The sequence below is a fragment of the Actinocrispum sp. NPDC049592 genome, assembly GCF_040675465.1.
Lineage (GTDB): Bacteria > Actinomycetota > Actinomycetes > Mycobacteriales > Pseudonocardiaceae > Kibdelosporangium.
On the sequence record NZ_JBFAPA010000025.1, the window covers coordinates 1 to 14,780 of the forward strand.

Sequence of the window (14,780 nt, forward strand, 5' to 3'; positions counted from 1 at the left end):
CGCCGCGGCCATCACCGACGGCTTGCGGGTCTGGGTCCGCACCACGCGACCGGCGCCGCTCACTGCCTGCTGGGCGATCGGGCCGGGGCGGCGCTGGGCGTGTTGCGGAGCGCGGATGACCGGCGCGACCGAGCCGGGGGTCGAGCCAAGGCCCAAGCGTCCAGTGCTCGCGGTTTGGGCTGAAGGCAGGGCACGACCTGGGCCGGGTGTGCGCTAGCCTGCCGTCCGGCTTCCAGGGGGAAGCGCAATTTCTGGGGGGCAAACCGTGGGGCAGCCGCATGCCGGGCTTGGCGACAGTTACTTCAACCACCGCGATCGCTACCGGCCGACCGGCGGGCTGTCGATCGCCGCGATCGTCGGCATCGGCCTGGTGTGCGTGCTGGATATCGCCAGTACCGCTACCAGCTGGACCCAGTACAACGTCATCGTCGACTACTTCGACGACCGCGCCACGGACGCCGACCTCGACGCCTCCGACAACCAGGTCTTCACCTGGGCCATCGCGCACCTGGTGGGCCTCGCCGTCGCCGGCACCGTGCTCCTGGTCTGGTGGTACCGCACGCACTACAACGCCCGCTGGATCGGCGGACCCGACACCCCCGGACGCACCGGCGGCTGGGTCATCGGCGCCTGGTTCTGCCCCGTCGCCAACCTCCGCTTCCCCCGCGACATGATCGCCGACGCCTGGCGCGTGAGCGCACCCCGCATCAAGCCACGCAGCACGTTCGCCGACGACACCCCGAGCGCCGCCATCATCAACGTGTGGTGGACAGCCTTCCTCCTCAGCAACGCCCTCAGCCTGTTCGCGACCCGCTTCTTCCGCCTTCCGGCCAAGGCACCCACCACCACGGCCGAGTTCACCGACTCCGTGCACACCGTCGCCGTCCTCGACACCGTCGCCTCAGTGATCTACCTCGGCGCGGGCATCCTCGCCATCTTCATCATCCTGCGCCTCACCAGCTGGCAGAACACCCCACGCACCCCCGTAGAACCCGCCGCCGAGACCTGACCAAGCACTGTTAGGCTGCCGTCTCGCTTCCGGGGGAAGCACAACTTCATGGGGGATTCATGACAGAGCAGCACGCCGCGCTCGGCGACAGCTACTTCAACGGCATCGGCACCTACCGGTCCACCAGCGTCATCGCCAAGGTCGCCACCGCGGGCATCGTCCTGTCCTGCGCCGTCGACGCCATCACCACCGGCATCAAGTGGACCCAGTACAACACCATCACCGACTACCTCGCCGGCACCGCCCACGAAGCCGACCTCATCGCCGCCGACGACCTCGCCAGCACCTGGACCTGGCCGTTCCTCGGCATCTGGCTCGCCGCGGGCATCCTCTTCCTGATCTGGTGGTACCAGACCTACCAGAACGCCACCTGGCTCGCGGGCGCCGACTCCCAGCGACTCTCCAGCGGCTGGGCCATCGGCGCCTGGTTCTGCCCCATCGTCAACCTCTGGTTCCCCGACCAGATGGTCACCGACGTCTGGCGCGCCAGCTCACCACGCCGGACCGCCGGCACCGCGATGATCCACGTCTGGTGGGTCACCTACCTCGTCGGCAACCTGCTCACCTTCTACGCCAGCCGGGTATCCACGCCCGCGTCCAGGGAACCGGCCGCCTACGAGACGATCTTCCACCGGGTCGCCGTGATCGACACCGTCGCCACCGCGCTCACCCTGACAGCGGGCGTGCTGATCACCGTGATCATCACGCAGCTCACCCGCTGGCAGAACACCCCACGCGACCGCGAGGCCTAGTCAGCGACGAGCAATGAACCCACCGGCTCGGTCGCGCCGGCGACCGAGCCCCGTCCGAGCGAAGCGAGGACCATCAAACACAATCAGCTCTTGTTGCCGATCCGCAGCAGCGACCGCAGCTGCTCACCACGCAGCCGCACACCCCACTTGAACACCCGCCACAACGCCTCGCGCACGATCGACCCGTCCATCTTGGACACCCCGATCTCCCGCTCGGTGAACGTGATCGGCGACTCCACCACGGTGAACCCGGCCTCGAGCGTCCGATAGGTCAGGTCGATCTGGAAGCAGTACCCCGCCGACGCCACGTTGTGCAGCTTCAGCTTCTCCAGCGCCGCCCGCCGGAACGCCCGGAACCCGGCGGTCATGTCGTTGACCTTCGCTCCCAGCCAGATCCGCGAGTAGAGGTTCGCGCCCTTCGACAGCATGTACCGGCGCCACGGCCAGTTCACCGTCTTGCCGCCCTTGACGTACCGCGACCCGATCGACAGGTCCGCGTCCGACAACGCCGCGATGATCCGCGGCAGGTCCTCCGGCGCGTGCGACCCGTCCGCGTCCATCTCCACGATCACGTTGTAGTCGCGCTCCAGCGCCCACGTGAACCCGGCCACATACGCGGCACCCAGCCCGGCCTTCTCCGTGCGGTGCATCACATGCACCCGCTCGTCCGCGGCCGCCAGCTTGTCGGCGATCTCACCGGTGCCATCCGGGCTGCCGTCATCGACCACCAGCACGTGTGCCTTGGGCACCGCCGCCTGCAACCGGTCGATGATCCGGGTGATGTTCTCCCGCTCGTTGTACGTCGGGATCACCACGAGCACCGGCTCGAGCTCCGCCATTCGCTTCCTCTCCTTGCTCATCGCTCTTCGCGGCTCGAGTCAACGCGCCGACGTCGGACCCGCGAACCGGCAGCCCACAGCAGCGCCGCGAACCCACCGGCGACCATGGCACCCTCCGGCCAGGCCCCGATCCGGGTAGCAAGGGTAACGGTCGTCTTTTTCGGCACTGTGGCGACCAGCGTGTCGCCCGTGTACAGCTCAGTCTGACGGGTGACACCGCCATCCGGTTGAATGACCGCGCTCACCCCCGTCGTCGCCGAGATGATCACCGCCCGGTCGTGCTCCACCGCCCGCACCCGGGACATGGCCTCCTGCTGGTAGCTCATCTCCGTACGGCCGAACCACGCGTTGTTCGTCGGCACCGTCAGCACCTGGGCGCCGTCCCGCGCGGCCGTCTCCAGCACGTCGTCGTAGGCCACCTCGAAGCAGATCGCCACTCCCAGCGGAACGCCCGCCGCGGTCAGCACCGGCGGCTGGGTCCCCGGCCGCATGTCCTTCTGGTCGTCCACGAACGGGGTGAAGATCCGCGCGATCGACCGCATCGGCACGAACTCACCGAACGGCACCAGCTTCTGCTTGCTGTACTCCTGACCGGGGCCCTTGACCGGATCCCACACGATCATCACGTTCTGCGCGGCCCCGTCCGGCCGGGTGATCCGCCCGCCGATCAGCGTCGGCACCCCGAGGTCCGAGACGACCTGCGCGATCTGCCGGTCCTCGGCCGGATCCGGGCCGAGGTCGGTGAACGTCTCCGGCAGGATCACGATGTCCGGCTTGGGCATCCTGCCCGCCTTGATGTCCTGCGCCAGCTGCTCGGCACGCACCAGGTGGTTCTGCCGCATCTCCGCACCGCTGCCGATGCCGCTCAGCCCCTCGGGCCCGTTGCCCTGCACGATCCCGATCGTCACCGATCCAGCCGCGTCATCCCGGTTCACCAACGGCAGCATGCCCGTCCCGACCAGCAACGGGATCACCGCCATCACCGCGAACGCCCGCCTGCCGCCGTTGAGGACCAGCGCCGCGATCGCACACCCGGTCAGCACCACGCCGAACGTCACCAGTGGCGCCCCGCCCAACGCCGCCAGCGGCAGGAAAAGCCCCTCCGGCTGTCCGAACGCGACTCGCGCCCACGGGAACCCGTCGAACGGAAACCGTTGCCGCAGGGCCTCATCCGCCACGAACAGCATGGCCATCCACACCGGACCGCCGGGCAGCTTGCTCACCACCGCCATCCCCGTGGTGCCCAACGCCACCAGCCCGGCGGACGCCAGCGACAGCCCCACCCACGGCGCCGGCCCGAACCCGGAGCCGAGGAAATCCTGCAGCCAGAACAACTCACTGGCCAGGAACACGAACCCGAAGATCAGCCCGTAACCGAACCCGGCCCGCGCCCGCCGCCGGTAGATCGTCACGGCGAACAACGCGAACGCCAGCGGCGCCAGCCACCACCAGTTCCGCGGCGGGAAACTCAGCCACAGCAACGCCCCCGCCACCGCGGCCGCCGCCATCCGCCACACCGCCGGGTGCCTACCCAGGAACGAGCCCCGGACCTGCGGTTCCGGGGCCAGCGGTTCGGGTGATGCCATCGCGATCACAACGTTCAGAGTACGGGTCTGACCCATCGGGCCGACTCCGCCCTTTGTCTTGGCGGTCTTGAGTTAATTTCGTCACTTTGAAAACAACCGTGGATGTAGTCATGAATGTATCGTCAATAAAGGGGAGTGGATCATGCGCCGCTGAGGGTGCGAACGGGGGTCTGGACCGGGCCTCCCCGCCCCGGGATTTCACCGCTCTTTCATGCCGGACTCCCCTACCCCGGCCGCTGCTTCCGCTTTTGCCGTCCGCACAAGGCATTCACGGCAAGCCGACCCGCTCCCCTCTCCCGCCACCGGCGTAGACGGGCTTGACGTGGTTCGCGGGCGGCGCTTCGGTGCGAGGGTGACTGGGATGGGTTCTTATGTGGAGCGTCCGCCGGTGCCGGAGTTGGCGGCCGTCGTGCGGACGGTCTGGATCCAGCACACCGGCAGTACGCCGTACGTGCAGCGGCACCTGCCCACCGGCGGGGTGGAGATCCACTTCCCCATCGGCGGCCGTCCACAGCTGGTCGGTCCGCTGACCGGTCCGCAGATCGAGGTCATCCCCGCGCACACCACGATCGTCGGCGCACGGTTCCACCCGGGCACCGCGCCTCCCCTGCCGACGGTCCTCGACGACCTGGTGGACCAGCGGCTGGGCCTGGCTGAGCTGTGGCGAAGTTCAACGGATCAGCTCGTCGAGGCCATCGCGTTGGCCGAGACGCCTGAGCGGGCGCTCCTGGTCCTCCAAGCCCACCTTCTACCCAAGTTCCGCAACGCGGTGCCGGTGGATTTGTTGGTGGGCGAGGCAGTCCAGGCGTTGATGCCGTGGAATCCGGTCAACATCGACACTTTGGCCACGCACCTGGCGTTGTCCGCGAGTCAGCTGCGGCGCCGGTGCCTGCACGCCGTCGGGATGAGCCCCAAGACTCTGCAGCGAACGTTGCGGTTTCAGGGGTTTCTGGCGTTGGCTCAGGCCGGTGCGGTCGCGAGTGGACGCCGTGGCACGGACGGCATGGCCGGGCTGGCGGTGGACGCGGGTTACGCCGACCAGGCCCACCTCAGCCGCGAATGCCTGCGCCTGACCGGGGTCACGCCGAGCGGGCTGCTGGGCGGGGACCTCGACCGGTGCGCCTGCGGGCACGACCATTCCGCGTCCTACCAGCCGTTCCTGGCCACCCGGCGGCGGCTGGTCCGAGTTTGATCATGCGCGTTTTGTTCAAGCCTGGTCATCGCCGGGTTCCTAGGGTCGGATCATGACCAAGGTAATCAGCGCTCACGCCGTCTCGGTGGACGGCTATCTCAGTGGACGCACACCCGAAGGCGCCGAGGAGTTCGGTCGCGGCCTCGGCGACGCGCCCATGCTCTTCGACTGGTACTTCAACGGGGACACGCCCAGCCAGGTGTTCGACGGGTTCAAGCTGAGCGGACCGAGCGCCCGGTTCTTCGACGCCGCCGCGGCCCGGGTGGGCGCGACGATCTGCGGACGCACCACCTACGAGCACTCCAGCCGGTTCGGCGGCGGCAGCCCGCACCCGACGGCCAGACTGTTCGTCGTCAGCCACCACGCCCTGCCGGAGATCAGCGCGGAGCAGACGCTCATCACCACCGGCGTCGAGGACGCCATCGCCGCGGCCCGCGAGGTCGCCGGGGACAAGGACGTCGCCCTGATGGGTGGCGGTCTGCTCACCGAGGCGCTCAAGGCGGGGCTCGTCGACGAGGTGATCCTGCACCAGGTGCCGATCCTGCTGGGCGGCGGCCACAGCTTCTTCCGGGAACTGCCCGGACACATCCAACTCCGTCTGGTGGAAGCGATCCCGGCGCCGGGCGTGACCCACCTGCACTACGAGGTGATCCGATGATCCTGGTCACCGGCGGGCTCGGCATGATCGGTGCCCACACCGCCCGTGCGCTGCTGGACCTCGGCCAGGAGGTCGTGGTCACCGCATACCGCCGGACCGACGTGCCGTCGTTCCTGGCCGGCCGGGTCACCGTCGAGTCCCTCGACGTCACCGACCGGGACGCATTCCTGGCCCTCGGCGATCGCCACGACATCACCGACATCGTCCATCTCGCCGGCAGCATCCCCGGTGACGACCCGGTGGGCTTCTTCCGGACCGATATGGCGGGCCTGCTCAACGCGCTGGATGCCGCCCGGGCCTGGGGCGTTCGCCGGTGCGCCGTCGCCAGCAGCCTCGGTGTCTACATCGGGCAGACAGAATCACCTTGGCACGAGGACCTCGCGCTGCCGACCGCGGACCTGCCGCTGCTGATCATCGCGTTCAAGAAGGCCGTCGAACCGCTCACCACACACAGTCTCCAGGGCAGCGGCGTCCAGCCGGTCGTGCTGCGGATCGGGACCATCTGGGGCCCGCTGTACGACCCGGAGTCGCCGTTCTTCTACGTCCCGCGGTACGTCAGCGCCATGCTCCGCGGTGAGCAGCCACCTCCGCTGAACGCCGATGACGGTGGCGACTGCTGTTACGCGCCTGACGCCGGTCGCGCGATCGCTCTACTGATGACCACGGAAACGTTGCGGCACAACACATACAACGTTTCCAGCGGTCGGCCGTTCAGCAATCGCGAGGTGGTCGACGCTCTGCAGGCCAGCACCCCCGGCTTCCAGCTCGACCTCAAACCCGGCGGGCAGAGCGATCCGTACATGGACATCAGCCGACTCAGCGACGACACGGGGTTCTCCCCCACTTTCGACATGGCCTCGGCGATCCGCGACTACGTTGCGTGGCGATCTCACAACCCACGCTGATGTGACGACGGTCACACGAAAGGAGTGGTCTCGGCGGTCGAGAACGCGGCGGTGGCTCCGTCCCTGGGGCGTGAACGGGCCACGACCAGGCCCCTCGACGGAAGGACCGACCGATGCGGCAGAACGAGATCGCCGAGATCCTCAACCGCCCGTACAGCAAGGAGCTGCTGGCCCGCGACCTGACCCGGCTCGCCTACGTCGCCAAGGACGGCACCCCGCGCAACGTGCCGATCGCGTTCGTCTGGAACGGCGAGCAGATCGTGATGTGCACGACCACGAACGCGCCGAAGCTGCATGCCCTGCGGCAGAACCCGATGGTCGCGCTGACGATCGACACCGAGGTCCACCCGCCCAAGATCCTGCTCATCCGCGGCCGCGCCGAGCTGGATGTCGTCGAGGGCATCCCGGACGAGTACCTGCAGATGAACGGCAGCTACGAGATGACCGCCGAGCAGCGGGTCGAGTGGGAGGCCGAGGTCCGGTCGCTCTACCAGGGCATGGTCCGGATCGTGGTGACCCCGACGTGGGTCAAACTGATCGACTTCGAGCAGACCCTGCCGAGCGCCGTGGAAGAGCTGGTCCGCGAGCGCGCCGAGCGGCAGAGCGCCTGAGGCCTCCGTGGACGGACGATGGGAGACTTTGACCATGAAGTACCTGCTGCTCAAGCACTACCGGGGTGGCCCGGCCCCGGCCACGGACTTCGCGCCGATGGACCAGTGGACGCCCGAGGAGGTCGACGCCCATGTGACGTACATGCGCGACTTCGGCGCCCGGCTGCAGGAGACCGGTGAGTTCGTCGACATGCAGGCACTCTCGCCCGAGGGCACGTTCGTGCGGTTCGGCGGCGAGGGGCGGCCACCGGTGACCGATGGCCCATTCGCCGAGACCAAGGACCTGATCGCGGGCTGGTACGTGATCGACGTGGTGTCCTGGGACCGGGCGGTGGAACTGGCCGCGGAGCTGTCCGCCGCTCCCGGGCCGGGTGGGACGCCGATCCACGAGTGGCTGGAGGTGCGGCCGTTCTATGGCGTGCCGGCCACGGTGACCGAGTGAACGAGTCGCTGCTGCGGGAGCTCGTACCGGCGGTGATCGGCGTCCTCGTCCGGCGCGGGGCGGACTTCGCCTCGGCCGAGGACGCCGTGCAGGAGGCGCTGATCCGGGCGCTGGCCGCGTGGCCGGACGACCCGCCGCGCGACCCCAAGGCGTGGCTGGTGGCAGCCGCGTGGCGCAAGTTCATCGACGCGGCCCGTGCCGAGACGTCGCGTCGGGGCCGTGAGGTCGCTGTGGACGCCGAGCCACCCGCCGGTCCGGTGCCTGGCCAGGACGAGACCCTCCAGCTCTACTTCCTGTGTGCGCACCCATCACTGCCTCCGGCTTCCGCTGTGGCGTTGACGTTGCGCGCGGTCGGCGGCCTGACCACTCGGCAGATCGCGCAGGCGTACCTGGTGCCCGAGGCGACCATGGCGCAGCGGATCAGCCGCGCCAAGCGCACGGTGTCCGCGGTCCGGTTCGACCAGCCCGGCGATGTGGGCACCGTGCTGCGCGTGCTGTACCTGGTATTCAACGAGGGTTACTCCGGCGATGTCGACCTTGCCGCCGAGGCCATCCGGCTGACCCGCCAGCTCGCGGCCGCGATCGACCACCCGGAGGTTGGCGGGCTGCTCGCGTTGATGCTGCTGCACCACGCCCGGCGCGCCGCCCGGACCGCGCCCGACGGCAGCCTGGTGCCGCTGGCCGCGCAGGACAGATCCCGTTGGGACACAGAGTTGGTCGCCGAGGGCGTGACGATCCTGCAGACCGCTCTTGCCCGCGACCAGCTGGGCGAGTACCAGGCGCAGGCAGCGATCGCGGCCCTGCACGCCGACGCCCCATCCGCGGACGAGACCGACTGGGTGCAGATCGTGGAGTGGTACGACGAACTGCTGGCCATCACCGACAGCCCGGTCGTGCGGCTCAACCGCGCCGTGGCGGTCGGCGAGGCAGATGGACCCCACGCCGCCCTCCAGGCCCTCACCGACCTCAGCCCCGACCTCCCCCGCTACACCGCCGTACAGGCCTACCTCCACGAACGCGCCGGCAACTTGTCCGAAGCCGCCGACCTCTACACCACCGCAGCCCACACCGCGACGACCATCCAAGAACGCGACCACCTCACCCGCGAAGCCGCCCGAGTCCGCCAACTCCTGCGCTCGTAAGCAAAATTCCCGGAGGCCCGGTGGCCCACACCGCCGCCTCCCCGGACGCGATGCTCCTCCCCTGCCCTGCCGAGAGGGCAGCCGCCGGGCTGTCGCGAGGCATTGCCGACGCCGAGATGTGGCGGCGCCTCGCCCACTCGGGCGACAAAGCTGTCGCTCGCTGAGCACAGGGACCGTGTGGGCACCCGGACACGTGGCGGCCGCCCCGGACTGCGATTGCTTGGCAGGCTGAGCGTCGCCGCCGCCGCGAAGTGCGGTCGCCCGCTGAGCCCGGCGGTGGCCGCCGCACGAAGGTTGTGGTGGCGGTGCTTAGCCGGTCGGTGAGCCCCGGCATGGTTACCGCCAGGCATAGCGAGGCCTGAACGTGTGGCGACCCCTCCCGGCTGGGCCAGGAATGCAGTCGCTCGCAGTCCCGCATGGCGACTCGCTACCCACGTCCGCAACGCGTTCGGCTTCCCCGCCGGAAATGCGTTCGCTCGCACGTCCCGGACGTGCGGCTTCCGCCGCCGCGAAGTGCGGTCGCCCGGTGATCCCGGCGGTGGCCGCCGCACGAAGGTTGGCGTGGTGGCCGGACTGCGGCGGGAATGAGACCGATCCCCTCGGCGTGGGTGCCGTGCGGATGGGCCTGCGCCAGATGCCGGTGGTGCTCGGCGCCCTCGACCGTCGCGGGGCGGCTTCATCTCAGCCAAGGACGCCAGCAAACTCATCACTCGCCGCATCCACCGCGATGACACCACCTCACCGCATCGCCACATCACCGCTATCGGCGCCGAGGCCAGGGCCGTGTTCTGGTGTGAGCTGCTCGGTGACGAAGCCTGATCTCTTCGTTGCGGTGGTCAGATTTTCGTCACTGTTGAACTTACTGTTTCCGTAGTCCTGGACGCAGTCCACATGGGGGTTGGGGCTCCTCGGGAGACGTCGGCGCCGCGGATGATCTGGATTCGGTGGGGTGTCAGGAGGAGGGCGGCGAAGTTCGGGGAGGTTGGGCCGTTGGGCCAGATGGTGGTGGGGTCGTAGCCGGCGGTGAGGCGGGTCCAGGCGTCGTGGGTGTCGGCGGCCCAGGTGGCGTGGCAGTCGATGAAGGCCGCGTCGTGGTCCGGGGACCAGTAGCCGCAGGTCAGCCACGGGGATCTGGCGATGTGGGCCTGTTTGGTGGGGGTTGGGAAGCTGCCGATCACGCCGGTCACACGATCGGGGGTGATTTCCCAGACGGGGTGCATGATCCGGGACCGCGGACGGCCCAGGCGGTCGCACGTGGTGACCGTGCTCCACACGATCCGGTTGACGATTTCCGCCAGGTCGTCGGTGAGGTCGGCGAGGTCCACTTCGATGGCGGTGGCCATGATGCCTCCAAATACTCAACTAAGGTTGCGCAACCATAGTTGCATATCTGATGCTTGATCGGTGACCGCACCCGAGCCGATCGGCGAAGACCTCGTCCTGCTGTTCACCGCGCTGTCGGCGACCACACAGGCCGAGATCACCGCGGCGATCGACCGGGCGGGCTTCGGCGACCTGCGGCCGAGCGACGGCTTCCTCGTCCAGCACCTGCACCATGGCCCGGCGACGATCGGCGAGCTGGCGACCAAACTGGGCATCACCGCCCAGGGCGTGTCCAAGATCGTCATCGAGATGGAGCGCAAGGGCTACGTCAGCCGCACCCCCGCGGCCGACGACCAGCGACGCCGCGAGGTCGAACTCACCCAAAAGGGCTGGGACGCCATCTACGCGACCAGAAAAGCCCGCGCGAACGTCAACCGCGAACTACGAGCCGCCCTCGGCCCTGGCGCCCAGGCGTTCCTCGACCAGGTGCACCAGCTCGCGGAGAGCACCGGTGCCCTGGCCGCACTCACCGAACGCCGCCTGCGCCCACAGTGACCCGGCGCGAGTTCGTCCCTTGTGGAATGCCGAAGACCACGGCCGGCACATCAACATCCACAATGGACTCGACTCGGTGAGCGCCATCAGCGGCCGACGCCCATCCGCGAGATCCGGCCGCTGCTCCACCAACCTGGGCCCGCCAACGGTGTGACGATGTAGTTACGCGCCGTGCAAGGTGGGTCGGTAGGTGAGTTCCATGGTGTTGCCGTCGAGAGTCCAGCTGTCGACCAGCTCGAGGTCGAAGTCGCCCGCCCCGCCGAAGATTGGGTCCTCGCCGGTCTGGCCCGTGATCACCGGGAAGACCGTCACCTGCACGAAGTCGACCAGACCGGCGGCCATCAGCGCCCAGTTCAGCGACAGGCTGCCGTGCGAGCGCAACGGCACGTCGGACTCCTCCTTGAGCCGCGTGATGATGTCGACGGCGTCGCCGCTCACCACCGTCGCGTCCGGCCAGTTCAGTGGGCTCCGCAGGGTGCTCGACACGATGGTGGCCGGCATGTTCTTCATCCGGACCACCCACTCGTCCAGGTGCTCGTCGGGCAACGAACCCAGCATCACCTCGTTCTGCCGGTAGGTGCTGGCGCCGAAGACCATCCGCTGCTGCTCGCCGAACAGGCCGCGGCGGTGCTCGAGCAGTTCGGGGCCCTGCTTGCCCCAGTAGCCGCCCCAGTCGCCGTGGTGGGAACCGAAGCCGTCCAGGCTGCAGAAGACGTCGAAGGTGTAGGTCGCGGTCATGATGTTCTCCTCGGGGTGTTGGTCTCTCACCCTGGCTACGAACCGCCCCGCCGCCGTTCGACACCCCACCGCGAGAATTTTTTCGCTATTCGATGAGGTCGCCCTCACCGAACACCAGCTCCACAGTGAACCGGAGGTCGGGAAACGCCGACCGGAACGCGGCCGCGATCTGCTTCTGCCCCTCGGGTCCGGGCGCCGCCTCGGTGGGGCGGAGGTCGTGGCGGACGTAGTCGTCCGGGAACACCTGATCGGCGAAGTCGACGGCGCCCGGCTTCTGAGGATTCGCCTTCCGGTCGGCAACCAGCCGTCGTTCGCGACCTACATGCGCGACTGATTCGACGGCACCACAACCGTTCCGCGAGCGCGGGTCACCGTCACGGCCGGGTCGAGCACATCGGCGGCCGACGGCCCGCGTTCCGGAGCGGCCCGGCACACCACCCGGGCCTCGAACTCGATCTCCCGCGACCGGTTGCCCACCCGCACGATGGTCCCGGTCGCCTCGATCACGTCCCCGGCCTGGATCGGCGCCAGGAACTCGACATTCGAGTACCCGGCGAACAGCCCTTCGTCGCCGTCGGTGCGGATCATCATCTCGGTCGCCACGTCGCCGAACATGCCCAGCCCGTAGGCGCCGTCGACGAGGTTGCCGCCGTAGTGGGCGTGCGAGTAGGGCACATACCGGCGTTGGGTGACCGAGAATCCTTCTGTCAGCACACGTTCTCCGATTCTCAGGCCGCTAGGGCGTGGACGAGGAAGCTGGCGACCTCACCGGGGGTGGTGCCGCGGCCGAAGACGCGGTCGACGCCGAGCTCGCCGGACATCAGCGGGTCGAAGCGGGGGCCGCCGGCCACGAGCAGGGGGCGTTTGTCGCCCATGGCCTCGCGGAAGGCGGCGGACATCTCCTGGGTGTTGTGGATGTGCGCGTCGCGTTGGGTGACGACCTGGGAGATCAGGACGGCGTCGGCCTTCTCGGCGCGGGAGCGTTTGACCAGGTCGGGAACGGAGACCTGGGCGCCGAGGTTGATCACGCGCAGTTCGCGGTAGTACTCCAGGCCTTTCTCGCCCGCGAAGCCCTTGATGTTCAGGATCGCGTCGATGCCGACGGTGTGCGCGTCGGTGCCGATGCAGCCGCCGACCACGACCAGCTTGCGGCGCAGGCGTTTCTTGACCGCAGCGTTGATCTCCGCCGGGGACAGCAACGGGTACTCCCGTTCCACCACACGGACTTCGTCGAGGTCGACGATGTGCTTGACCGAGCCGTAGACCACGAAGAACGTGAAGTCCTCGCCGATCGGCTTGGAGTGCACGACCATCGCCGGGTCCATGCCCATCTTGCTGGCCAGCTGGAGGGCGGCGCCGTCGGCGCGCGGGCCGTGCGGGACCGGGAGGGTGAAGGACGTCTGGATCATCCCGTCCCCCGTGGTGTCACCGTAAGGACGGATGTGCCGCTTGTTGGTCATTGCGCCGCCTCCAGCAGGTCCTGTGCGGGGTTGCGGTACCCGGAAGCCTTCTCCACCACGCCGTCCGCGCCCTTCCCACCATTGGGTGGGCGTTTCATCAGGCCGAACGTGCCGTCCGCGATCGCGTTCAGCAGGCCGTCGTCGACGATCCGCTCGAGCAGGTCGACGGCCTCGCCGAGCACCTGGTGGGCGCGTTTGACGATCAACCCGTCCGGCGCCGGGCGGAAGTCCTCGGCCAGGTTGCCCGCGGCGTTGAGCACGTACCGGACGTTGGCCAGCGCTAGGTCGCGGTCGGACAGGAACGGCGTGACGACGGCCTCGGTCATCATGCCCACCAACAGAATCGACTGTCCAGTGAGGACACCCGCGAGGTTGAAGAACCCGTCGAGCAGGTGGCCGTTGAACACGTCGCCGGTCATGTGCTTGGTCGGCGGCATCCACTTCAGCGGCGCGTCGGGGAACAACTCCCGCGCCAGCAACGCATGCGCCAGCTCGAGGCGGAACGAGTCGGGCACGGCGGGGTTGATCTCGAACGCGTGTCCCAGGCCCAGCAAGGGATCCGGCAGCCCGGCCTCGTGCGCGAAGTGCTCGTTCAGCAACTGGGACACGGTCACGGTGTGCGCGGCCTCGACGGCGTCCGCCGTGGTGAGGTAGTTGTCCTCGCCGGTGTTGATGATGATCCCGGCGCGGGCGTGCACCTGACGGGAGAACCGTTGGTCCACGAACGTCCGGATCGGGTTGATGTCCCGGAACAGGATCCCGTACATGGAGTCGTTGAGCATCATGTCCAGGCGCTGCAACCCGCCCAGCACGGCGATTTCGGGCATGCACAGGCCGGAGGCGTAGTTGGTGAGCCGGATGTAGCGACCGACCTCTTTGGACACGTCGTCCAGGGCGGCGCGCATGATCCGGAAGTTCTCCTGGGTCGCGTAGGTACCCGCGAACCCGTGGTGGGTGGCACCTTCCGGCACATAGTCCAAAAGGGACTGTCCGGTGGACCGGATCACCGCGATGATGTCCGCTCCCGCGCGAGCTGCGTTCGCGGCCTGGACGACGTCCTCGTCGATGTCGCCGGTGGCGACGATCAGGTAGATCCACGGGCGCTGCGGCGGGTCGCCGAGCTTGGCCACCAGCCGGTCACGCTGGACCCGGTTGCGGTCGATGGTCCGCAGGCCCTTGGAAATGGCCGTACGGGCCAGTTTCAACGCGCTCGTGGCGTCGCGTCCGGTGGGGACGGTGTACTGGACCTGCCCGGCGGCGGTGGCCTCGGCCAGTTCGGTCAGCGACTCGAACCCGCCCGAGCGCAGCGCGTGGAACGCAGGCAGGGCAACGCCATGCTCCAGGCCGCAGTGGTCGCGGACGGTGTCCACGACCCGGTTGACCCACGGGACGTCGCCCGCGCGGTGGGCGGTGTCGGCGCCGGTGATCCCGGCCAGCCGGAGGGTCGCGCGCTCGACCGCGACGGTGGTGTGCGCCTTCGCCAGCGCCACCACCGGTTCACCGGCCTGTGCCGCGAGGTGCCGAGCCTTGGCCACTACGCCGGGGTCGAGGTCCAGCAGTCCGCCCAT

17 protein-coding genes are annotated in these 14,780 nt (G+C 68.7%); 9 read left to right on the plus strand and 8 right to left on the minus strand.

The genetic code is table 11. The features are described 5' to 3' along the window. Positions 1-265 precede the first annotated feature (265 nt). On the plus strand, positions 266-1,009 hold the full coding sequence (locus AB0J95_RS44915; RefSeq protein WP_364771984.1) for a DUF4328 domain-containing protein: 744 nt from the start codon (positions 266-268) through the stop codon (positions 1,007-1,009). Positions 1,010-1,068: 59 nt separating this feature from the next. Then, positions 1,069-1,761, plus strand: a complete 693-nt coding sequence (locus AB0J95_RS44920; protein WP_364771986.1) for a DUF4328 domain-containing protein — start codon at positions 1,069-1,071, stop codon at positions 1,759-1,761. Positions 1,762-1,844: 83 nt separating this feature from the next. On the opposite strand, the gene AB0J95_RS44925 is transcribed toward AB0J95_RS44920, so the two are convergent. Then, positions 1,845-2,600 (minus strand): polyprenol monophosphomannose synthase, encoded by a 756-nt coding sequence (locus AB0J95_RS44925; protein ID WP_364771988.1) that lies wholly within the window; start codon positions 2,598-2,600, stop codon positions 1,845-1,847. Between the two features lie 17 nt (positions 2,601-2,617). After that, positions 2,618-4,186, minus strand: a complete 1,569-nt coding sequence (lnt, locus tag AB0J95_RS44930) for an apolipoprotein N-acyltransferase (RefSeq protein WP_364772404.1) — start codon at positions 4,184-4,186, stop codon at positions 2,618-2,620. 361 nt (positions 4,187-4,547) lie between these two features. Between lnt and AB0J95_RS44935 the strand changes: the two genes are divergently transcribed. The 6 genes from AB0J95_RS44935 to AB0J95_RS44960 all read left to right on the plus strand — a co-directional run bounded on the left by AB0J95_RS44935 (position 4,548) and on the right by AB0J95_RS44960 (position 9,136). After that, positions 4,548-5,378 carry a DUF6597 domain-containing transcriptional factor gene (locus tag AB0J95_RS44935; RefSeq protein ID WP_364771990.1) on the plus strand — a complete coding sequence of 277 codons (831 nt, stop codon included), beginning with the start codon at positions 4,548-4,550 and terminating at the stop codon, positions 5,376-5,378. Positions 5,379-5,430: 52 nt separating this feature from the next. Beyond that, positions 5,431-6,036 (plus strand): dihydrofolate reductase family protein, encoded by a 606-nt coding sequence (locus AB0J95_RS44940; RefSeq protein ID WP_364771992.1) that lies wholly within the window; start codon positions 5,431-5,433, stop codon positions 6,034-6,036. Further along, positions 6,033-6,941, plus strand: coding sequence for an NAD(P)-dependent oxidoreductase (locus AB0J95_RS44945; protein WP_364771994.1), 909 nt, complete (start codon positions 6,033-6,035; stop codon positions 6,939-6,941). Before AB0J95_RS44940 ends, AB0J95_RS44945 begins: the two co-directional genes overlap by 4 nt. A gap of 113 nt (positions 6,942-7,054) precedes the next feature. Continuing rightward, on the plus strand, positions 7,055-7,552 hold the full coding sequence (locus tag AB0J95_RS44950; RefSeq protein ID WP_364771996.1) for a pyridoxamine 5'-phosphate oxidase family protein: 498 nt from the start codon (positions 7,055-7,057) through the stop codon (positions 7,550-7,552). Between the two features lie 34 nt (positions 7,553-7,586). Next, positions 7,587-7,994 carry a YciI family protein gene (locus AB0J95_RS44955; protein WP_364771998.1) on the plus strand — a complete coding sequence of 136 codons (408 nt, stop codon included), beginning with the start codon at positions 7,587-7,589 and terminating at the stop codon, positions 7,992-7,994. Then, a complete protein-coding gene (locus AB0J95_RS44960; RefSeq protein ID WP_364772000.1) occupies positions 7,991-9,136 on the plus strand; it encodes a DUF6596 domain-containing protein in 1,146 nt (381 codons plus the stop codon). Before AB0J95_RS44955 ends, AB0J95_RS44960 begins: the two co-directional genes overlap by 4 nt. Positions 9,137-9,972: 836 nt before the next feature. Here AB0J95_RS44960 and AB0J95_RS44965 read toward each other — a convergent pair. Next, positions 9,973-10,479 carry a pyridoxamine 5'-phosphate oxidase gene (locus tag AB0J95_RS44965; RefSeq protein WP_364772002.1) on the minus strand — a complete coding sequence of 169 codons (507 nt, stop codon included), beginning with the start codon at positions 10,477-10,479 and terminating at the stop codon, positions 9,973-9,975. A 61-nt stretch (positions 10,480-10,540) separates the two neighbouring features. Between AB0J95_RS44965 and AB0J95_RS44970 the strand changes: the two genes are divergently transcribed. Continuing rightward, positions 10,541-11,014 (plus strand): MarR family winged helix-turn-helix transcriptional regulator, encoded by a 474-nt coding sequence (locus AB0J95_RS44970; protein ID WP_364772004.1) that lies wholly within the window; start codon positions 10,541-10,543, stop codon positions 11,012-11,014. 162 nt (positions 11,015-11,176) lie between these two features. On the opposite strand, the gene AB0J95_RS44975 is transcribed toward AB0J95_RS44970, so the two are convergent. From AB0J95_RS44975 to AB0J95_RS44995, 5 genes are all read right to left on the minus strand, one after another. After that, positions 11,177-11,752 (minus strand): dihydrofolate reductase family protein, encoded by a 576-nt coding sequence (locus tag AB0J95_RS44975; RefSeq protein ID WP_364772006.1) that lies wholly within the window; start codon positions 11,750-11,752, stop codon positions 11,177-11,179. 85 nt (positions 11,753-11,837) lie between these two features. After that, complete coding sequence (locus tag AB0J95_RS44980) at positions 11,838-12,185, minus strand: ester cyclase (protein ID WP_364772008.1); 348 nt, start codon at positions 12,183-12,185, stop codon at positions 11,838-11,840. Further along, a complete protein-coding gene (locus AB0J95_RS44985; RefSeq protein ID WP_364772010.1) occupies positions 12,071-12,466 on the minus strand; it encodes a hotdog fold domain-containing protein in 396 nt (131 codons plus the stop codon). Before AB0J95_RS44985 ends, AB0J95_RS44980 begins: the two co-directional genes overlap by 115 nt. Before the next feature lie 14 nt (positions 12,467-12,480). After that, positions 12,481-13,212 carry an OAM dimerization domain-containing protein gene (locus AB0J95_RS44990; RefSeq protein WP_364772012.1) on the minus strand — a complete coding sequence of 244 codons (732 nt, stop codon included), beginning with the start codon at positions 13,210-13,212 and terminating at the stop codon, positions 12,481-12,483. Beyond that, positions 13,209-14,780 (minus strand): lysine 5,6-aminomutase subunit alpha, encoded by a 1,572-nt coding sequence (locus AB0J95_RS44995; RefSeq protein WP_364772014.1) that lies wholly within the window; start codon positions 14,778-14,780, stop codon positions 13,209-13,211. The genes AB0J95_RS44990 and AB0J95_RS44995 overlap by 4 nt, the downstream gene beginning before the upstream one ends.